The organism is Uliginosibacterium sp. 31-12, from assembly GCF_030548425.1.
GTDB lineage: Bacteria > Pseudomonadota > Gammaproteobacteria > Burkholderiales > Rhodocyclaceae > Uliginosibacterium > Uliginosibacterium aquaticum.
The window spans coordinates 180458-200852 of the sequence record NZ_JAUOOA010000001.1 but is presented as its reverse complement, the minus strand read 5'-3'; the positions used below and the strand labels follow the sequence as shown (position 1 = coordinate 200852).

At 63.1% G+C, this 20395-nt stretch carries 19 protein-coding genes and 1 pseudogene; 11 read left to right on the top strand and 9 right to left on the bottom strand.

Annotation, left to right across the window (positions count from 1 at the left end):
* Positions 1 to 208: 208 nt before the first annotated feature.
* Positions 209 to 1948: a sensor domain-containing diguanylate cyclase gene (locus Q3Y64_RS00920; RefSeq protein ID WP_101942397.1), complete on the top strand. Its 1740-nt coding sequence runs from the start codon at positions 209 to 211 to the stop codon at positions 1946 to 1948.
* A gap of 26 nt (positions 1949 to 1974) precedes the next feature.
* Here the strand turns inward: Q3Y64_RS00920 and Q3Y64_RS00915 are convergent, their stop codons facing one another.
* A complete protein-coding gene (locus Q3Y64_RS00915; RefSeq protein WP_303559479.1) occupies positions 1975 to 2253 on the bottom strand; it encodes a cupin domain-containing protein in 279 nt (92 codons plus the stop codon).
* 107 nt (positions 2254 to 2360) lie between these two features.
* On the opposite strand from Q3Y64_RS00915, the gene zwf reads away from it, so the two are divergent.
* From zwf to Q3Y64_RS00880, 7 genes are all read left to right on the top strand, one after another.
* Positions 2361 to 3839: a glucose-6-phosphate dehydrogenase gene (gene zwf, locus Q3Y64_RS00910; RefSeq protein ID WP_101942395.1), complete on the top strand. Its 1479-nt coding sequence runs from the start codon at positions 2361 to 2363 to the stop codon at positions 3837 to 3839.
* Positions 3840 to 3991: 152 nt separating this feature from the next.
* The gene (locus Q3Y64_RS00905; RefSeq protein WP_303559477.1) at positions 3992 to 5437 is read left to right on the top strand and encodes a glycoside hydrolase family 5 protein; all 1446 of its coding nucleotides are present in this window, start codon (positions 3992 to 3994) and stop codon (positions 5435 to 5437) included.
* A gap of 129 nt (positions 5438 to 5566) precedes the next feature.
* On the top strand, positions 5567 to 5989 hold the full coding sequence (locus Q3Y64_RS00900; RefSeq protein ID WP_303559475.1) for a DUF4395 family protein: 423 nt from the start codon (positions 5567 to 5569) through the stop codon (positions 5987 to 5989).
* 158 nt (positions 5990 to 6147) lie between these two features.
* Positions 6148 to 7233 (top strand): ATP-binding protein, encoded by a 1086-nt coding sequence (locus Q3Y64_RS00895; protein ID WP_101942392.1) that lies wholly within the window; start codon positions 6148 to 6150, stop codon positions 7231 to 7233.
* Positions 7230 to 7607, top strand: coding sequence for a hypothetical protein (locus Q3Y64_RS00890; protein ID WP_303559472.1), 378 nt, complete (start codon positions 7230 to 7232; stop codon positions 7605 to 7607). The genes Q3Y64_RS00895 and Q3Y64_RS00890 overlap by 4 nt, the downstream gene beginning before the upstream one ends.
* A gap of 49 nt (positions 7608 to 7656) precedes the next feature.
* On the top strand, positions 7657 to 8748 hold the full coding sequence (locus tag Q3Y64_RS00885; protein ID WP_303559469.1) for a DUF748 domain-containing protein: 1092 nt from the start codon (positions 7657 to 7659) through the stop codon (positions 8746 to 8748).
* Positions 8749 to 8863: 115 nt separating this feature from the next.
* Complete coding sequence (locus Q3Y64_RS00880) at positions 8864 to 9205, top strand: hypothetical protein (protein ID WP_101942389.1); 342 nt, start codon at positions 8864 to 8866, stop codon at positions 9203 to 9205.
* 3 nt (positions 9206 to 9208) lie between these two features.
* Here Q3Y64_RS00880 and Q3Y64_RS00875 read toward each other — a convergent pair whose 3' ends face one another.
* From Q3Y64_RS00875 to Q3Y64_RS00845, 7 genes and pseudogenes are all read right to left on the bottom strand, one after another.
* A complete protein-coding gene (locus Q3Y64_RS00875; RefSeq protein ID WP_303559466.1) occupies positions 9209 to 10477 on the bottom strand; it encodes a hypothetical protein in 1269 nt (422 codons plus the stop codon).
* 31 nt (positions 10478 to 10508) lie between these two features.
* Positions 10509 to 10991, bottom strand: coding sequence for an aminoacyl-tRNA deacylase (locus Q3Y64_RS00870; protein ID WP_101942387.1), 483 nt, complete (start codon positions 10989 to 10991; stop codon positions 10509 to 10511).
* Between the two features lie 95 nt (positions 10992 to 11086).
* The gene (locus Q3Y64_RS00865) at positions 11087 to 11434 is read right to left on the bottom strand and encodes an FKBP-type peptidyl-prolyl cis-trans isomerase (protein ID WP_216821727.1); all 348 of its coding nucleotides are present in this window, start codon (positions 11432 to 11434) and stop codon (positions 11087 to 11089) included.
* A 21-nt stretch (positions 11435 to 11455) separates the two neighbouring features.
* Positions 11456 to 11797, bottom strand: a pseudogene (locus tag Q3Y64_RS00860) (FKBP-type peptidyl-prolyl cis-trans isomerase); the annotation flags it as partial.
* A 57-nt stretch (positions 11798 to 11854) separates the two neighbouring features.
* Entirely contained in the window at positions 11855 to 12487 is a 633-nt protein-coding gene (gene upp / locus Q3Y64_RS00855) for a uracil phosphoribosyltransferase (RefSeq protein WP_101942385.1), read from the bottom strand.
* A gap of 26 nt (positions 12488 to 12513) precedes the next feature.
* Entirely contained in the window at positions 12514 to 13620 is a 1107-nt protein-coding gene (locus Q3Y64_RS00850; RefSeq protein WP_303559463.1) for an ABC transporter substrate-binding protein, read from the bottom strand.
* Positions 13621 to 13720: 100 nt separating this feature from the next.
* Entirely contained in the window at positions 13721 to 14164 is a 444-nt protein-coding gene (locus Q3Y64_RS00845; protein WP_101942383.1) for a MarR family winged helix-turn-helix transcriptional regulator, read from the bottom strand.
* 62 nt (positions 14165 to 14226) lie between these two features.
* Between Q3Y64_RS00845 and Q3Y64_RS00840 the strand changes: the two genes are divergently transcribed.
* Together Q3Y64_RS00840 and rlmF are read left to right on the top strand one after the other, a co-directional pair.
* Positions 14227 to 15411 (top strand): PLP-dependent aminotransferase family protein, encoded by a 1185-nt coding sequence (locus Q3Y64_RS00840; RefSeq protein ID WP_303559460.1) that lies wholly within the window; start codon positions 14227 to 14229, stop codon positions 15409 to 15411.
* Positions 15412 to 15438: 27 nt separating this feature from the next.
* A complete protein-coding gene (gene rlmF, locus Q3Y64_RS00835) occupies positions 15439 to 16401 on the top strand; it encodes a 23S rRNA (adenine(1618)-N(6))-methyltransferase RlmF (protein ID WP_303559458.1) in 963 nt (320 codons plus the stop codon).
* A 67-nt stretch (positions 16402 to 16468) separates the two neighbouring features.
* On the opposite strand, the gene Q3Y64_RS00830 is transcribed toward rlmF, so the two are convergent.
* Positions 16469 to 18061: a rhamnogalacturonan acetylesterase gene (locus Q3Y64_RS00830; protein WP_303559456.1), complete on the bottom strand. Its 1593-nt coding sequence runs from the start codon at positions 18059 to 18061 to the stop codon at positions 16469 to 16471.
* Positions 18062 to 18260: 199 nt separating this feature from the next.
* On the opposite strand from Q3Y64_RS00830, the gene Q3Y64_RS00825 reads away from it, so the two are divergent.
* Positions 18261 to 20294: a methyl-accepting chemotaxis protein gene (locus Q3Y64_RS00825; RefSeq protein ID WP_303559454.1), complete on the top strand. Its 2034-nt coding sequence runs from the start codon at positions 18261 to 18263 to the stop codon at positions 20292 to 20294.
* The last annotated feature ends 101 nt before the right edge of the window (positions 20295 to 20395 follow it).

Sequence of the window (20395 nt, the reverse complement as noted above, 5' to 3'; positions counted from 1 at the left end):
AAAGGAACTGGGAGGAAGACAGCAGGATAGCCGGATTTGTTCAAAACAATCGGCAGGCAGCTTTTCCGCCGCGGCCTGACCAGCTTGGCACACGCACGCGCTGGCCGAACGCCCGCCCGTAAGTCTGTGCCACAATGAGTATCGGCACTTAAACCACCCGTTACTGCCGTCACACAACGCCTGACCTCTCCGTTCACATCCGACACCTGTGAAACTTACCGCCCGCCTTTCCCTGCGCCAGTGGCTGACCCTGCCCTACCTCGCCCTTGTGCTGGGTGTGGCCATCCTGATCGGCGCCCTCTCCTATCGCACCGGCAGCCAGGCCGTCGACACGGTGGCCCAGCATCTGCTGCAGGAAACCGTTGCACGGATCGGCCAGGCGGTGGACCGGCATGTATTCGGCTCGGCTGCCGTCCTGGAAGCCGCCTTTCCGAACGGCATGGCGGCTCCGCCCCGCCTGGACAAGGATCTGCCCGCGCTACGTACCCGCTTCTGGATCGCCACCTCGCTGCATATCGATCCGAACAACTATGTTTACTACGGCAACCAGCAGGGCCAGTTCTTCGGCCTGTGGCGCTTCAATCAGGAAGACGCCGAACTGCGCGTGAAGCTGCAAGCCGAGCGCCCGCGCGAGATCTCGCGCTTCACCGGCATCAACGGCCAGCCCGGCAGCCCGGTAGTGGAGCAGAAGATGTTCGAGCCACGCCAGCGCCCCTGGTACAAGGCCGGTGAAGGCAGCCCCTCGCACACCTGGACCTCGATCTATATCGATTTCCGCAACTCGGAGCTGGTCGCCACCCGCGCCCGCCGCGTACTGGACAACAACGGCCAGCTGCAGGGCGTGGTCGCCACAGACCTGTCCCTCAAGCGCCTCAATGATTTCGTGCGCAAGCTCACGATCAGCCGCAATGCCGTCGCCTTCATCATTGAACCGGACGGCAAGCTGATCGCCTCTTCGCGCAGCCCCAACGTGGCGCGCCAGCCCGATGGCAGCAACGCCCGCATCAGTGCGGCCGAGAGTCACGACGCCCTGCAACGCGCTGCCTACGCCCAGGTGCAGGCGCTCATCGCCGCCGGCACCGTGAGTGTGGGTGCCGTCACCCAGCGCTTCACCGGGCCGGAAGGGGGCGCCGTGGAACTGGCCTTCGACCGGGTGCGCGACGAAGCCGGACTGGACTGGATCATCGCCGTGGCGGTGCCACGCAGCGATTTCATGCAGGGCGTGACGGCCAACGTCAAACGTTCGGCCTTGATCGGCCTGCTTGGCGCACTGGTAGCCGTGGTGCTGGGGCTATCCATCGTGGGCTGGATCGGTGGCGATCTGAAGCGCCTCACCGAAGCCGCACAAGCCGCCGGTGAAGGCCATCTCGAAGCCCCACTGGATATTCACCGCAATGACGAGATCGGCGTGCTCGCCAACACCTTCCGCGAGATGCAGCACGCCCTGCGCACCGACGGCATGACCGGGCTCGCCAACCGCGACGAGATGCTGCGCGCCATCAGCCGGCGCATCGAATTCGAACACCGCACCGGCAACCCGCTGCCCTTTGCCGTGCTGTTTGTGGATCTGAACAACTTCAAACAGATCAATGACCATTTCGGCCATGATGCCGGCGACCGCGTTCTGGTCGAATTCGCCACCCGCCTGCGCAACAGCCTCCACGCAACGGATCGCGTGGCCCGCTACGCCGGTGACGAATTCGTGATCCTGGTTCAGTCGACGGTTCTGCGCCAGGAGCTCGAGCGCCTGCGCACGCATATCGAAGAGCTCATGCGAGCACCTCTAGAAAGCATTGACCTCGCCAGCCTGCCCGGTGGCACGGCCGGCGGTGCGGCAGTGGGTCTTGCCTGCTATCCGGAACATGGGCAGAGCGCGGATGAACTGATCGCCCACTGCGATCACGACATGTATCAGCGCAAGCGCGCTTCACGCCTCGGGCGCAGCTGAAGCAAGCTTGGGCAAACGCCCAGCGCTCAGCCGAAGCGGTAATGCTTGCGCAGCGCCCGGGTAATGTTCCACTCGCAGGCCATGCCCGCCGGAAAGGTGGCCAGATCGCCCGCCCGCAGGGTAAGCGGCACGCCGCCAACGGGTGTCGCGACCACCTCGCCAGCCACCAGCAGGCAGGTTTCAGAGCTGTCGTAAGTCCACGGGAAACGCGAGACATCCTTCTCCCAAACTGGCCAACGAGCCACGCCCAGCTCGATTTTGCGCACCTCGGAGAGGGCGCGTTCCACCACGATCAGACTGCTCATTTTTCCGCCTCATCCTTGTGAACTTTGCCCAAGCATAGCAAGCAGCTGCTGGCCCACGGCGTTCGGCGCTACACTTTGTGCATTGCACACTCGCCCGGAGTTTCACCATGTCCTCCCGCACCATCCAGGTCAGCGCTTTTGATCTCGTCGTCTTTGGTGGCACCGGCGATCTGGCCGCCCGCAAGCTCTTGCCTGCGATGTTCCAGCGCGATCGCGCCGGTCAGCTGCCGGATGAAGGGCGCATCATCGGCGTATCACGCCGGGCACTGGGGCATGACGGCTATCTGGATTTCGTGAAGAAGTCGCTGAGCACCTATGTGAAGGCTTCGGAACTGGAGCCCGAGGCGCTCAAACGCTTCCTCGCCCGCGTCCATTTCGTCCCCGTAGACGTCACCGGCGAATCGGGCTGGCCTGAGCTCGCAAGCTTGCTGGCCAGCGGCAATGAAGCGGTGCGCTGCTTCTATTTCGCGGTCTCGCCCGATCTCTTCGCACCGATCTCGGAGCGCATCGGCCAGTTCGGCCTGATCACCGACCACAGCCGCGTAGTGCTGGAAAAACCGCTCGGCAAGAACGGCGAGAGCGCCCACGCAGTAAATGAAGCCGTGGGCAAGGTCTTCAATGAACACCAGATCTACCGTATCGATCACTACCTGGGCAAGGAAACGGTGCAGAACCTGATGGCCCTGCGCTTTGCCAACCGCCTCTTCGAGCCGCTGTGGAACAGCACTCACATCGATCATGTGCAGATCACCGTCGCCGAAGACATCGGCGTGGGCGATCGCGGCGGCTACTACGACACTTCCGGCGCGATGCGCGACATGCTGCAGAACCACATCATGCAGTTACTGTGCCTCACCGCGATGGAGCCGCCAGACGCCTTTGAGGCAGACGCCGTGCGCGACGAGAAGCTCAAGGTGCTCAAGGCACTGAAACGCATCGACGAGCGCAATGCCGAGCATATGACCGTACGCGCCCAGTACCGTGCTGGCTCGGTCGGCGGTCAGCCCTCTGCCGGCTATCTCGAGGATCTGGGCAATGACACGAGTTCGACCGAGACCTTCGTCGCCATCCGTGCCGAGATTGCCAACTGGCGCTGGGCCGGCGTGCCCTTCTACCTGCGCACCGGCAAGCGCCTGACCAAGCGCACCTCGGAAATCGTGGTGAATTTCCGCCCGATCTCGCACAACATCTTCGACGCGACCGCCGGACGGCTGAGTCAGAATCGCCTGATCCTGCGTCTGCAGCCCGATGAAGGCGTCACGCTGGAAGTCACCATCAAGGATCCGGGCCCCGGCGGCATGCGCCTGCGCCGCATCCCGCTGGACATGAGCTTTGTCGAGACCTTCGGCGTTTCCAATCCGGATGCCTACGAGCGCCTGCTGATGGACGTGATTCGCGGTAACCAGACCCTGTTCATGCGCGCCGACGAAGTCGCAGCCGCCTGGCAGTGGGTGGATCCGATCCACGCTGCCTGGGCACACAATGACCAACGCATGCACACCTACGCCGGCGGCACCTGGGGGCCCTCTGCAGCCATCGCCCTGATCGAGCGCGACGGCCGTACCTGGCTTGAAGACTCGGAATAGGCTGCGCCGTTCAACCCTCCCGGACGACCGCCAGCGCCGGCGCGCAAGCCGTCCGGAAGGGCATCTGCCTGAAGGATTTACGCCGCCCGTCAGAGCCTGAATACTCGACGTTTTGCTCCGCTCGGCGGAGCCATTCCTGAGCGGGTATTTTCATGCACAAAATCCTTGGCAGCCTGCTGCTCGCCGGCTGCACCCTCGCCTCGTCGCTAGCCCACGCCGCCAGTGCCTCCGAGATCACCCGCAGCATGATGCCGGGCTGGAATCTCGGCAACGCACTCGATGCCATCGGCGGTGAAACCAACTGGGGCAACCCCAAGACCACCCGGGCCATGATCGACAAGGTCCGCAGCGCCGGTTTCAAGAGCCTGCGCGTACCGGTGAGCTGGGATGACTACACCTCGGGCAGCAGCTACAGCATTGCCAGCTCCCGCCTAGACCGGGTCGAGGAAGTCGTGAACTACGGCCTTGCCAACGGCATGTACGTGATCATCAACGTGCATCACCACAATGGCTGGGAAGCCCCCACCTATGCCAACCAGAGCACGGCCAAGGATCGCCTCAGCAAGCTCTGGCAACAGATTGCCACCCGCTTCAAGGGCTACGACGAACACCTGATCTTCGAAGTCATGAACGAACCGCGCAGCGGCGAGGACTGGACCGGCACCGCCGAGAACTACGCCGTGGTCAATACACTCAACGCCGCAGCCTTGAGCACCATCCGCGCCACCGGAGGCAACAATGCCAGCCGCCTGGTCATGCTGCCGACCTATGTGGCCGGCCCGTGGGACGTGCAGATCAATGCCCTGAGCCTGCCGGCAGACAACATGCTGACCGCCTCCATCCATGCTTACATCCCGTATGCCTTCGCGATGGAATATCCGGGCAGCAGCAGCTTCACCGATACGGCACTGGTCGATTCCGTGTTCGCCGGCCTTAACACCCGTTTCATTGCCAAGGGCATTCCGGTGGTGATGGGCGAATGGGGTACGACGAACAAGGGCAATTACACCGAACGCGTGAAGCACGCCGAGTACTACGTAAAAGCCGCCGCTAAACTGGGCATCCCGGTCATCGTGTGGGACAACAATGTTTTCACCCCCGGCGGCGAAGCCTTTGGTCTGCTCAATCGCAGCACGCTCAGCTGGACCTATCCGGAAATCGTCACCGCCATCATGCAAGGCGCTTCCACGATGAGCGGCGCCAGCTCGAGTGCTGCCACATCGACGGCCAGTTCATCCAAGGCGGCAGCCTCCAGCAGCACAGCAAGCAGCTCATCCAAAGCCTCCTCGTCAGCCAGCACCTCCTCTGCAGCGGCTTCGTCCGTTGCCAGTTCCTCCAAAGCAGCCTCCTCAGCCACCTCTTCGGCCAGCACCACGCCCGCCCTGCTCGGCACCGGCGACTACCCCACCGGCTTTTCCAAGTGCTCGGCTGAGGACGCCACCTGCACGGTACCCACCGGCACCGGTTGGGTCGCGTTCGGCCGCAAAGGCAAATGGGTAGCCAGAAATGTCGGTGTCGGCAAGAGCATTGCCTGTAGCGTCGCCGCTTTCGGCAGCAACCCGGGCGGCAACCCCAATAAGTGCGCATATCAGAAGTAAATCATCACGTCGGCAGTACAACGGGCCCGTCCTGCAAGACGGGCCCGTTTTTTCTCCAGACAACCGCATTGACTATATCGCTATGTAGTTATATATTTTGATCTCACCCACGCTTTTCAGGAGCTCCCCATGCTGCGCTTCGACGTACCGCCGGTGTGGTCCAACGCCGCCCGCCTCGATGGCCTCACCACCTTCATCATCGCCGTCATCGCCCTGGCGGGCTTCCCCTATCTGGTGCCGCTGCTGATCGTACAAGGTCTGGTGCGAGGCTTCATCGGCCACTACAAGTGCCCCTCGCATCGCCTCTACGCGGCCCTGCTCGAAAAGCTCGGCAAGGCTGGCAAGAAGGAAAACGCGGGCGCCAAGATGTTTGCCAACAAACTGCTGTTCATCGCCAGTACGGTGGCAACGGGCCTCTATCTGGCCGGCAGCGGAATGTGGATCGTGCCGCTCACCGTCCTGGCCGTATTCTCCTTCCTGGAATGGGCCTTCTCCTTCTGCGTGGCCTGCTGGGCCTATAGCGCCTGGTATCAGCTACGCGGCCAGCACTGAACGCGCCTCAGCCAGAAGCCTCTCCCGGTATGCGCCGGGAGAGGCTTTTTCTTTGCGAAAACGACGGAAGGCCGGCTTGAGCCGATGCTTCAGGCTGGATTTCGGGCGCGCACGTAATTATGATCAATTCACATAATTGATCATAAAGCGGGCTCGACATGGCCTCTCCTGATTACTGGCACTATCCTCGCAGCGCACTGGCCGACTCGGTGCTGATGGCTTTCGACAGCGGCCTCTCCCATGCCCTGACAATGTTCGCCCCACGCCGCATGGGCAAGACCGAGTTCCTCCTGCAGGATCTCGCGCCGCGTGCCGAGGAGCACGGCTGGCGGGTTTTTTACCACTCCTTCATGACCGATGGCGACGAGGCCGGCGAAGTTTTCCGCCTCTCTCTTGCCGAATTCGCAGCGGGCCGCCTCAAGCGCTGGCTCAAACCGCTCACCGCCCGCGTCTCGGCCGAACTACTGGGCGTGAAAGCAGAACTCGGCAGCCAGCCCGCCAGCGCGCCGCACTCGCTAACCGAGGTCGTACAGGCATTGGCCAGTGGCGGGCGCTGCCTGCTGCTGCTGGACGAAGCACAGATCCTCACCCGCCTGCCGCGCAACGAGGAATTGCTCGGCGGCCTGCGCACCGGCCTCGATATAAACAAGGATCAGCTCAAGGTGCTGTTCACCGGCTCCTCACGCGAAGGCCTGCGGCGCATGTTCTCGGAAGCGCGCGCGCCCTTCTTCCACTTCGGCACCAATATCGAGCTGCCAACCCTGGATCGCGGTTTCTGCAGCCATCTGGCCGCCGCTTTCACGCGCTCCACGGGCCGTGCGCTGGATGAATCGCGTCTGTGGGAAGAGTTCCAGGCCACCGGCCATGTGCCAGGGCGCTTGCGCGCAGTGGTCGAAGCCATGGTGCTGAACGCTGATCTGAGCCTGGCCGAAGCGGTAGCCCTGAAACTGCACGACGTACACGACGAAGCTCAGTACGCCAAGATTCTCAAGGCGCTGCCCATCCTAGACCGGCTGGTGCTGCAGGCCGTGCTCGCCAGCGCGCCGCTGTTCGCCGAAGACACCCGGGCGCGCATGGGCACCACCCTCGGCGCCGCCACCCCGAGCACGACGGCCGTACAGTCCGCCGCCGAACGCCTGCTGCGCGACGAAATCATCACCCGCCGCGAGCGCGGGCAATATGAAATTTCCGACCCCGGTTTTTCGCACTGGCTGCAAGCCCTGGCAGGAGATACGCAAGCATGACTTCATGGGCAGACATCCCTGAAATCATCCAGCAGATCACGCCCTGGATCGGCCCTGCAATCGGCGTACTCATAGCCCTTTATCTTCTGAAAACGGGGCTCCGCAGTCTCAGGCAGCGGATGAAATTCGAGGCCAACGCGCAAGCAGCGAGCGCCAGGGTATTGAGTCTCTATGAAACAGGAAGCCTCAGTGGCGACACCACATGGGTAAATCTGTGCGTCGAGATTCAGTGCAATGACGGCGTGCCACCCTTTGTCACGACAATCTGTGAGTCCGGGCCGCAAGTCAGGCGGCACAAGATCAGCATCGGCAGCATTCTTCAGGTTCGAGTTCTGCCTGAGATGCCCAACCGAGTAGAAGTGCTATGGAAATGATCACGCTGAAAACACCAGGCTTTACACCTTCTGATCAGGAACAGAAATCATGAAATCCCGCAAACTCCGCCTCGCCCTGCTGATCGGTCTGCCACTGCTGGCCGTGCTGCTCGTGACCGGCTACTTTGCCGCGCTGCACATCCTCAAGCAGCAGATTGTCGCCGCGCTGGGCACCACCGGTGAAGTGCGCGAGATCCGCATCAGCCTCGCCCATATCGAGATCGAAGGGCTGCGCATCAAGGCCAGCCGCCCCGGCTGGCCAGCCGCCGACGAGTTACGCGCCGAACGTGTGAGCGTCACCCCGGCACTACGCAGCCTGCTCTCGCCCACCATCGTGGTCCGCTCGATCGCAATCGAGGATGCCGCCCTAAGCGTGCTGCGCAGCCGCGCCGGCCTCAAGATCCTGCCGGCCCTGCTCGAGGCACCCGCCAAACCCGCCGCAAAGCCGGAAGCAGCGCCCGCTGCCAGCACGAGCGGGCCGAAGATCCGCATCGAACGCATCACGCTCGCCAACAGCCGTGTCGATTTCTTTGATGCCACGGTCGCCGCCAAGCCCCTGCACATCCCGCTCGACCAGATCGAGCTGTCACTTGAAAATCTGCTTCTGCCGGCCATGGACGAGACCGCCCTCCTGCATCTGCAGGCCCGTGTCGCAGGCCAGGGCAGCCTGGCACTCGAGGGCGATCTGGTGCCAGCCAATATGGACTCGGACCTGAAACTCAAACTCGCGAACGTGCCACTCAAGCTCGTCGAGCCCTATCTCTTCAAGGGCAAGGCCGGCGAGATCAAGCGCGGCAGCCTGGCCCTGGATCTGCACTCAAAAGTGGCGCAGCGCCAGCTCAAGGCGCCGGGCCATATGGTCCTGAGCCAGCTCGAAATCGGCGGCCTTGCCGGCCTCACCCGTGAAGCCGCAGCCGCCTTTGCCCGCGCCAAGGGGCTGGACGCGGACACCCGGCGGCCAGTCGACATGGACTTCACCCTGCAAGGCAATCTGGACGATGCGCGTTTCTCGTTGAACGACGCAATCTATGCCCAGGGCGGCCTGGCCGCACTGAAGCTGATCGGCCTGGGCAGCAGCTCCGGCAGCAGCAGCTCGGGTGGTGGGCTGGGCGAAACCCTCAAGGGCTGGTTCGGCAAATAGCCCCCGACTGTTCGCACGCCGTTCGACGCGCGCAGGATCACGTCAGGAAGAAAGCACTTGGCGGCGCCCCCTTGCCCTCGTTAGGGTCGCGAAAAAACAGGCCAAGGGGATAGAAATGAAGAGCTTTTTCAGGACGTTGTTCGGGATTCGCACCAAGCGCAGGGCTTTGCCGGTCACCCCGGCACCCCAGGTGGGCGCCTACATCACCCGCAACGGTTACAAGATCAAGGTTACCCAGCCCTGCAGTGTGGAACTGTGGGATTGGCTGCTCCTGGCCGGCTGGCGGGTGATCCCGGTGCGCAATGACCGCCGCGCCAGCGTACGTCTGCCGGACGAAGCCATGCCGCTCCTCGGGGCCGCCAGCATCGAGCAGCGCCAACGGGTTCTCGATGGCTTCATGGCCTCGGTGCGAAGCTCGCGCCAGGGTCGGTCAGCCAGCCGCCCGACCCGCCACTGAGCCTCAGGCGCTGGCAAACACCTCGGCCACCAGCTGATCCCGCAGGGCCAGCCCGGCCCGGCCATCGGGCCCGATGACAAACACTCCGCGGCCATTGGAATAGACGATGCTGCCATCCGTGCCGAGATCGTAAGAGGCCACATTGGTGGCCAGTACGGTTTCCTGTCCCGCCCGGGTACGGCTCACCAGCTCCCAGCTGCTTGGCACCAGCGACGCCACGCCCTGCACCGGTCGCTCGCTGCGCAGGGCCTTCTCCGCATCGATGCGCCGCCCCTGCAACAGGATGCTCTTCAGATCGGCCTGCACCGCCGGCCCGGATGCACTGGTCAGCGGCTTGCGGGTGTACATCAACGAGAAGAAGTTCAGGTAGTGAAATACCGCCCGCAACAGGCGGAAAGGGAACAGCAAGGTATCCACAAACATGCTCGCACTGCCGTAGCGCGGCAGCTCATAGGGGCGACGGATGAAAAGCAGGTCACCCGCCGGGCTCACGCGCGGCTTGAGAAAATCGAAACGCGGATTCTCGAGAATGGGCGCGACGCTGCCAGTATCCATATCCAGCATCTGGATGCTCGCATTGCCCTGCGCCACGATGTAACCATTCTCGTCGCGTGCCAGCCCTGAGGACTGGAACAGCAGGCGCCGCGGCGCATCCGGAATCCAGGCCGGCGCCGCATCCACGGTATCGCCCCCGGTGACCTCGCGGAAAGCGCTGCCATCGCGATTGAACAATGCGAGATTGGCAATGCCGGCGGACTGGCGTGAAGACGCCGCCAGTGTGGAACCATCGGGCGACAGGCTCAGGTCTTCCAGATGCAGATGCTGACGCAGCAGCACCCGCAGCTCGTTGCCGCTGCCAGCTTCGCGCCGGAACAGGCCGCCAATGCCTTCATCCTTCAGAAAATACAGCAGATCGCCATTCGCCTCGAAAGCCGCAGTCGTGGCTAGCACAGGCTTGTCGCCCGCCTCGAAGTTGCGCATGTTGCCACCCGCCGAGATCCCGAAGCTGGTGCCCTGCTTCCAGCTGTGGCGATCACGTGCCCGTTCGCGGCGATCAATCGCCTCCTGCACATAGGGGCTGTGCAGTTGCTGCAGTTCGCCACCGTGCGGGCGCAGGAACAACAGGCCATTCGAGAGGAAAGCAAAACCACGCTCGCTGCGCCCCGCCTCAGCCTGCTGCAGCGAAGTCTGAACAGCCGCTGGCGCAAGAAAGATCCGGTGAAACAGATAGGCCAAAACACCCAGAAACAACAGACCAAGCAGAAGATGCACCCCGACACTCCTCCTAAAGCGGCCTGCTCGTTCAGGCCATTACATCGACAAGTTCGGGCTTGAGTATAGCCACAACCGCCTGCGGCGAAATGCCGATCAGATAGCCGCGCTTGCCACCGTTCAGATAGATCTGCGGCAGCGCGCAGATGCTTTGCTGCAGATAGACCGGCATCGCACGTTTGGTACCGAAGGGACTGGTGCCACCCACCATATAACCCGAATGACGATTGGCCACTTCAGGCGTGCAGGGTGTGATGCCCTTCACCCCGAGATGACGAGCGAGATTCTTGGTGGAGACTTCGCGATCACCATGCATCAGCACGATCAAGGGGCGCTTCGCGTCATCCTCCATGATCAGGGTCTTGATCACGGCATGCTCATCGACGCCCAGCTCACGGCTGCTGACCGCTGTACCGCCCTTCTCCTCGTAGTCGTAGAGATGGTCGGACCACTCGGCCTGGTGCTGGCGCAGCACGCGGATCGCGGCGGTAACGGGGGCTTTGCTGTCTTTCATGTCATTTTTCAGTCATTCCGGCGAAAGCCGGAACCCAGCGACACTCGCAAGCCACTGGATCCCGGCCTTCGCGGGGATGACGCCCATTCAAAGCCTTATTGAACGTCCAGAAGTTCGACCTCAAACACCAGCGTGGCATTCGGAGGAATCACGCCGCCTGCGCCGCGCGCACCATAGCCCAGCTCGGCCGGGATCAGCAGCTTGCGCGTGCCGCCCACCTTCATGCCCTGCACACCCTCATCCCAACCTGCGATGACACGACGGCCACCGAGCGGGAAGCTGAAAGGGTCTCCACGGTCCTTGCTCGAATCGAACTTCTCGCCGGTGGTGAGCCAGCCGGTGTAGTGGACCGACACATACTTGCCGGCCTTGGCTTCGGCGCCCGTGCCGAGGATGCTGTCGTCGTAAGTGAGGCCGGAGGCCGTGGTAATCGGGTCACGCATCGTCATGTCGAGGCCCGGCTCCACTTCGATCAGTTCAACTTCAAAGACCAGGGTGGCATTCGGCGGAATCACGCCGCCTGCGCCATCTTCGCCATAGGCCAGATGGGGCGGGATCGTGAGCTTGCGCTTGCCGCCCGGCAGCATGCCTTGCACGCCTTCGTCCCAACCCGGAATCACGTGGCCGGCCCCCAGCGGGAAACCGAAAGGCTCATCGCGATCCACGCTGGAATCGAACTTTTCGCCGGTGATCAGCCAGCCGGTGTAATGCACGCGCACCGAACGTCCGGCCTGAGCGGCTTCGCCGCTGCCGGCGATGAGGTCTTCATAGATCAGGCCGCTGGCCGTGGTGATGGAATTGCTCATGTCTGTCTCTCTTGCGGGGGAATGAAAGCCGCGCAGCCCTCGGCTGCGCGACCGGGATTACTTGGAAGTGGTACCGAAAATCTTGTCGCCCGCGTCACCCAGGCCCGGAATGATGTAACCGTTTTCATTCAGGTGGCTGTCAATCGATGCAGTCCAGCAACGTACGTCCGGATGGGCTTTATCGATCGCCGCAATACCTTCCGGCGCGGCCACCAGCACCAGCGCACGCACATCCTTGCAGCCGCGGCGCTTGAGCAGGTCGATGGTGGCAATCATGGAGCCGGCGGTGGCCAGCATCGGATCGATGATCAGGGCCGTGCGTTCGGTGAGATTACCGACGAATTTCTCGAAGTAATGCTCGGGCTGCAGGGTTTCTTCGTTACGCGCAAGGCCCACCACGCTGATCTTGGCGCTGGGGATCATGTCCAGCACGCCATCGAGCATGCCAAGGCCGGCACGCAGGATGGGCACCACGGTAACCTTCTTGCCCTTGATCTGCTGCACCACGGTCGGGCCGCTCCAGCAGTCGATCTCGACCGGGGCCAGCTCGAAATCGGCGGTGGCCTCGTAGGCCAGCAGGCGTGCGAGTTCAGCGGTGAGCTCGCGGAATTTCTTGGTCGAGATATCGGCCTCACGCATGAGACCGATCTTGTGTTGAACCAGGGGGTGTTTGACGGCAATGACCGGCATGAAAAAAGACTCCTCTTTGGGGGAACTCAGCGCAAACGCTGAAAACGGCCATCGCGCACTTCGGCAAAGAAAACCGAGCGCTGCACATCGCCATAGGGATCAAAACGGATATTGCCCTGCACGCCACGGAAGCTGCCAACAGACAGCAGGGTTTGCTTGAGCTGGCGTGGGTCCGGGTTATGGCTCAGGGCATCCATCACGATGTTGGCTGCCTCATAAGCCATCGAGGCGCCGTAACTGGGTTCTTTCTTGAAACGCTGGACGTAGGCCTCGCGGAAATCCTGATAGACACGGGAGAAGTCCTCCAGGTCAACGTATTCCTCGAGCAGCAGGCCCTCGATCTGCTTGCCGCCGTTCTCCAGCAGGCGCTCGGTATTGGCCCAGCCACAGCCGGCGAGTTGCACCCGCTCGTTTTGCCCGCGCAGCTTGCCGACGATTTCGGCGGTATCCACCGCGTTGGCCACGATCACCACCATGTCCGGCGCCACGTCGAGCAGGGTGCGGGCCATGTCGTCGTATTTGCGCTCGTAGTGCGAATCGAAGCTGATCGAGCGCACCACGGCACCGCCAAGGCCCTCAATGGTGCGCTTGTAGTCCGCTACCCAGCTTGCCGAGTAATCGACATTGGCCAGATCGTAGAGAATCGCCACCTGGCGAACGTTGCGGCGCTGGTAGTGAAAGCGTGCCACCTCGGAAGCATACTTGTTGGTGTCGTCGATGACGCGGAAGAACATGTCGTCCTTGCCAGTGAGTTCGGTCGTGGTGGTATGCACGCCCAGCATCACGGTGCCGGTCTGGGCCAGACGCGGTGCCACCGCCACCGCCACGCTGCTGGTCATCGGTCCGACCACGGCCGCAACCTGCATGGCCACCAGATCATCCAGCGCGCGGCGTGCCTGGGTCGCATCCTGTTCGTCATCGCGCGCTACCAGCTCGACCAGACGCCCGCCCACCCCACCCTGCGCATTGCGCATTTCCACGGCCAGGGTCGCGCCATCACGGCCCGCATTACCCAGATCCTGATAGCGGCCAGAGAGACCGCCGAGAAAACCGATGCGGATTTTGTCGCTGTCGCCACAGGCACTCAAAGCACACACGACCAGCAGCGCCAGCACCCCCCTCAAACCACGCATCCACTTGCTCCTGTTGAACCGGCGAAGGCACGCGCCATTCGCCGCAGCATCCTAACCCAAGCAGCTGGACTTGCCTTGATCCAGGCCGGAAATCCTGCCCTCAAACCTGCTCCGCGAACCCTGCCATCACCTCGCGCCAGGCTTGCTCTGCGGCCCTGCCCTGTACAGCAAAGATCCCGGCCATCAGCTCGCGCTGGGTCTGCGACAGGCGTGCCTCCAGTTCGGCCCCCGCTGCACTCAGCGACAAACAACGCGCGCGGCCATCGCTGGCATCGGCTGCCACCTGCACCAGCCCCAGCTCCACCAACTGCTTGAGCGGCCCGTGCAACGCCTGTTTGCTGACCCCGAGGGTGGCCAATAGATCGCTGACGCGCTGACCCGGGCGCCGCGCCACGAAATACAAGATGCGGTGATGCAGACGCGCCAATCCGCGCTCGGCGAGAATCGCATCCGGCTTGGCCGTGAAGGCCCGGAAGGCATAGAAGAACAGCTCGATGGCGGCAAACAGCTCGGCTTCCCGCTCAGGAGAATTTACGTCAAGCATATTGACTTTAATTCGACACTCAAGGATATTGGTCAATATACATGACTTATCTGGAGTCTGCCGTGTCCCTCGCCCCCACTCAGCCCGAATTCGAACTGGCCCACCGCACAGCCCGCCTCAAATCCTCGCTGGTGCGCGACATCCTCGCCGCGGCTGCGCAGCCCGGCATGATCTCCTTCGCAGGCGGCCTGCCGGCGGCGGACCTGATGCCCACCCTGCCGCTGCAGGTCTTTGCCAACTCGGCCCTCCACCAGTACGGCACGAGCGAAGGCGAACCGGCTTATCGCTCAGCAGTAGCCGAGTGGATAGGCAGCATGGGTCTGGAAGTGAGCGCCGAGCAGGTGCTAGCCCTGTCCGGCTCACAGCAAGGGCTGGATTTTGCCGCCAAGCTTTTCATCGACGAGGGCAGCCCTGTGCTCGTCGAGGGGCCCACCTATGTCGCCGCGCTGCAGGTATTCGAACTCTTCGGTGCTGATATCGCCAGCGTGCCGCTCACCGCCGAAGGGCCGGACCTCGCCGCCTTCGAAGCGCTGCTGGCCACACGCAAACCGCGCTGTGTGTATCTGATCCCCTGCTTCCAGAATCCATCCGGAACCTGCTACAGCCCGGCCGCCCGCACCGGCATCGCCGAACTGCTGGACCGCTACAACGTGCCCCTGATCGAAGACGAGCCCTATCGCAGCGTGGCACTGGACGTCGATCACCCGATGACGCCGATCTGCGCGCTGCTCAAACGCGCGCCCTGGATCTATCTGGGCAGCTTTTCCAAGATCCTCTGGCCGGGTCTGCGCATCGCCTACCTCGCCGCCCACCCGGCCTTGCTGCCGCATCTGGTGCGCCTCAAGCAGGCCGCCGACCTGCACACCCAGCGCCCAGGCCAGGCCGCCGTCGCACACTGGCTCGCCAGCGATTCCCGTGCCTCGGATCTGGCATCGCTGTGCAGCGGCTACCGCCTGCGCCGCGATGCCATGCAGGCCGCGTTGGCGCGCCACTTTGGCGACATCGCGGACTGGCAGACGCCACGCGGCGGCCTCTTCTTCTGGCTGCGCCTGCGCGGCGAACTCAGCGCCACCCGCGCAATGCTCGACAAGGCTCTGGCACAAGGCGTGGCCTTCATGCCCGGCGAGGCCTTCTTTCCGGACCCGCAGCAAGGCCGCCAGTATCTGCGCCTCAATTACAGCCGCTCGACGCCCGAAGAAATGGAACGCGGGCTGGCCACCCTCGCGGGCTGCATCCGCGGCGCGTAATCCGGGGGCTTCCTGCTAAGCTTCGCCATGCCTCATAAAAAGACCTTTCCGGCGGCCAAGAGCGGCCTGCATCCGCGCAACCTGCACCGCGAGCGCTACGACTTCCCCACCCTGATCGCCAGCCATCCGGCGCTGCAAGCCTTCGTGCGCCCCAACCCGCACGGCGATCTGAGCGTCGACTTTGCCGACCCGGCTGCCGTCAAGACGCTCAACGCGGCGCTGCTGGCCCACTTTTACGCCATCCGCGAGTGGGATCTGCCGCCAGGCTATCTGTGTCCGCCGATCCCGGGCCGCGCCGACTACCTCCACAACCTGGCCGACCTGCTCGCAACCAGCAACCGTGGCACGATTCCGCGCGGCGAACGGGTACGCGGACTGGATATCGGCTGCGGAGCCAACGCCATTTACCCAATGCTGGGCCACACGCTCTACGGCTGGAACTTCGTCGGCACCGAGATCGACCAGACGGCCCTCCTGAACGCCGAGAAAATCTTCGCAGACAACGCCAATCTCGCCGGTGCGCTCGAGATGCGCCAGCAGACGCACCCGGACGACATCCTCGCTGGCGCCATCAACTCAAACGAGTACTTCGAATTCACCCTGTGCAACCCGCCCTTCCACGCCTCAGCCGAAGAAGCGGCCGCCGGCAGCCAGCGCAAGCTGCGCAACATCGGCAAGGAAGTCACCGAAAAACCGCTGCTGAATTTCGAAGGTCTCGGCCATGAACTGTGGTGCGACGGCGGCGAGCGCGAGTTCATTCGCCAGATGATCAGCCAGAGCCGGCCGCTGGCCGACAACATCCTGTGGTTCAGCACGCTCGTCTCGAAACAGGACAACCTGCCGCAGATCTACGCCCAGATCGAGCGCATCGGCGCCCGCAACATGCGCACGCTGGACATGGCCCAAGGCCAGAAAATCAGCCGTGCCGTGGCCTGGAGCTTCTACAGCACAGCCGACATGGAGCGCTGGGCACGCAGCCGCTGGCGTTAAAAGCGCCCACGCCACAAGGCCAAACGCCCACCGAAAGGTGGGCGTTTGGCTGTGTGATCCCCGCCGCTTACTTCAGCTTGTCGGCCAGCGCCTTCAGCTCCGGCGTTTCCTTGATGCCCTGCGCCACCATCTGGGCCACGGCACGTGCGCCCGCTTCCTGGAAGTGCGTGGTATCCGGCTTGGCCAGGGTGCCGCTGGGTTCCTTGGCATAGAAGGGGTACAGCGCCGGATCTACCGCCAGCCAGTACTTTTTCCAGTCATCCTGATGGGCGTTGACGAAGGCAATGGTCTTGGCCTCGATATCGATCAGCGGCAGCTTGCTGGCCCGCGCCGTATCACGAATGGTCTGGCTGTAATCGCCAACAAAGGCGAAGCCGTTATTGCCTTGGCCGGCCGAGGTGAAGTGATTCGGCACCACCGGGAAGCCCTCCTTGCGATCCTTGTTCCAGACGCGGGTGGTAGGCGTCATGATGATCGGGATAGCCCCCTTGGCACGCGCTTCCTTGACATAGACCTCTAGCGAGTTCTGGAAGCTCAGCTCCGGCTTGCCCTGCGGAAACTGCTTGCGGCCCTGCGCATCGTTCGGATAGGTGCAGGCATTGGCCACATCAGCCGCTCCGCGCTTGGCCTTGGTCGCATCACAGTTCTGATCGTTGTGACCATGGTGGATGATCACGTAATCGCCGGGGCGCACGTACTGCATCATCTGGCGGAAATAGCCCTGATTGTAGAAGTTGCGCGAGCTGCGGCCGGATTTGGCATTGTTGAGCACCTTGACCTTGGCCTCGGGCTTGAAAAGCTCTTCGAAAACCTGGCCCCAGCCCATGCGCGGCAGGCGGAAGCCCTCGTATGTACTGGCCGTGGAATCGCCCACGATGATCACGCGGGTGTAGGCCGGATCCTTGGCACGTGCCAGCGCCGCCTGGGCGCGCGCCAGGTTCAGCGGCTCTTCGTTGCCGACGTAGCGATAGTCAGCATCCAGTATCGCAGTACCGCCGGGCACACCGGTGTCATTGTCGTAGCCCCGGTTATGCACCAGCGCACTGAGTACGGCATCCACACCCTTGCCATCGGCCAGCATCGGCGTCGTCACCGGATCAAAGCTCTCGGCATCCGGCACTCCAGCATCCTTGAGCGCCTGCAGCACGGCCTTGCGCCCACCAGCACTGCGATCGCGGATCAATGCAACCTCGATTCCTTCTGTGCTGCCTTTTTCGAGCAATTCCTGTGGCCCCTTGAGCTTAAGCGCACTGGCCACACTGCTCACGGCACGATCAGAAAGGGCGTTGATGTTGGCGGTGTTGCTCGCATTGGCCTTGAGCTCCGGTAGCAAGGCGCCGAAACACTTGGCCCAGGGTTTGGTGCTATCGGTGCAGTTGTTGTTGCCGGGCTCCACTGCCAGCAGCATCAGCGGAGCTTGCATCCCGTCCACGTTCAAGGCGTAGTGCCCCTGCGCATCAGCACTGGCGGTTTTCTTCTGGCCCAGCGCATCGGTCACCACAATCCGGGCCTTGGCGAGTGGTCCGCCTTGCGACACCACGCCCTGCACAACGGTACCGGAGAGCTTCTGCAAGCCCATTCCGGCGCAGCCGGCCAGAGCAAGCAGGGCCGTGGCCAGCAGGCTGGCACGGGCGGTACGGCAGGCATTCATGGACTTCATGAGGTTTCCTCCGGCAGGGCGCTAAAGAAGATGATCGCGAATGATGCCTCAGACCAGCCGGCTGCGGCTTGATGAAAATTGCGGAGTGCCCCAAAACCCCACTCCAGGCCAGAGAATTCTGCCCGAATCGCTGGCTCAGGGTTTTCCCAAAGCGGCCGTTAAAGCAGATGTATCCCTGTTTGCTGCCGGAGCCCTGCGCATGAAAACCCTGCTCGCGCCACTGCTGCGCCTGTTCAAGCACCTGAACTGGAATCTCAAGTTCGCCATCGTGGGCAGCTTTGCCCTGATCGTGATGGTTCTGCTGGTGAGCCTTTCCAGCAGCCATGAGTTCCGTACCTGGCAAACCGCCAAGGCCGAGCGCGAAGGCCTCGCGATGTTCGAGCCCACCCTGGAATTCCTGCTCCTGCTGCAGCAACACCGCGGCATGAGCGCCGGGGCGCTCGGCGGCAATGCTGGCATGCGCTCAGGGCTCGACAAGAAAACCCCGGAAGTCGAGCAAGCCGCACGTGCCTTTGCCAGCGCTGCCCAGGCCACCCCAGCCGCATGGGCGCTGCAACAACCGGCCAGAACCATCATGGACGACTGGCAGAAGCTGCGTGAAGGCGGCCTTGCCCTGCCCGGTCCACAGAATTTTGCTGCCCACACCCAGACCATCAACGCCCTGATCAAGCTGGTGCAACAACTCAATGACGTATCCGGTCTGGCGCTCGATCCGGAAGCGCACACCTACTACGCGATTGCCGCGCTGACCATGTACATGCCGGAAGTCACCGAACGCCTGGGCAAGCTGCGTGGCGCCGCCAACGGCATCCTCGCCGCCAAGCAGATCAACGACAACCAGCGCGAAGCCCTCTCGGCCCTGTCGGGCGAGCTCGCACTGATGTGGCAACAGATGCGCTCTGCGCTGCACTTCGCAAGCCAGCAGGATGCTGACGCGCGCAAGCACTTCGAGACCTTCTCTGCGCAGATGGACACAGAAGTGGCAGAAGCCCGCAAACTCACCCGCGAAGAGGTGCTCAGCGCACGTTTCGGCATCGAACCAGCCGAGTGGTGGAAGCGCCTGACCGACTCGATCGGGCTACTGGTGAAGGACGGCAAGGGTTATTACCTGCCGCGCCTGCGCGAGCAGCTCGACGCGCGGGCCAGTTCAGCAGGCCGCATGATGCTGCTGGTGATCGGCGGCAGCGGGGCCGGCGCCTTGCTGCTGCTACTCGGGCTGGCCACGCTCTATCACAGCCTGCGTGAAGGGCTGGACGAACTCTCGGCAGGCACCCAAGCCATGAGCCAGGGCGACTTCACCCAGCGCATGGCACTCGATAGCCGCGACGAGCTGGGCTGCGTGGCCACTGGCTTCAACACCATGTGCGACCGGGTAGAAGATGTGCTGCGAATGGTGCAAAACGACGCCCAACACTTGCAGACGGCCGCAGCTGCGCTCACTGCAGGCGCGGCCAAGGTCAGCGATGACGCGGAACAGCAGTCCAGCTCGGCATCCGCCATGGCCGCTGCGGTGGAGCAGATGTCGGTCAGTCTGGGCGAGATTTCACACTACGCCGGGGATACCGAATCGGCCTCCTCCGAATCACGCCAGCGAGCCACCGAAAGCAATCAGATGGTGAGCCAGGTCGTCACCGAAATGGGCAGTATCGCCAGCGTGGTCGAAGGTTCGGCGGCCTCGATCCGCAAGCTGGGCGAGCGCTCCGAAGAGATCGCACACATGATCTCGGTGATCCGCGAGATCGCCGACCAGACCAATCTGTTGGCCCTCAATGCTGCCATCGAAGCTGCCCGTGCGGGAGAGCAAGGGCGTGGCTTCGCGGTGGTGGCCGACGAGGTACGCAAGCTCGCCGAACGCACCACCCAGGCCTCCAACGAGATCGTCCGTACAGTCAATGCCATCCGCCAGGATACGGCCGCCGCCGCCGCAGGCATGGAACAGGGCGTCGCCCGCGTGCAGCAGGGCAGCCAGCTCAGCGCAGCCTCAGGGGACCGCATGCTGGCCGTATGCAGCAGCGCGGATCGCGTGCTGGCTTCAGTTGCCGAGATCAACACGGCCCTGCGCGAGCACCGCAGCACCAACGAAAGCGTGGCGCAGAACGTGGAACACATCGCCCGCATGTCCGAGCACGTATATGCCGAGGTCAGTGAAGCGGCCCGCACCGCAAGCGAGCTCAACAAGCTCGCCGACGAGTTGCTGCGTTCCGTTGCAAACTTCCGCGTGCGCACACGCTGAAGCGACCCTCGCGAAATCATCCGGCGCCACGGGGCTGAGCCCCGTGCTGGCATGCGCCGGCGTGACAAGAGTCCACACCTTGCGCAGGGCTTCCTGCAAGG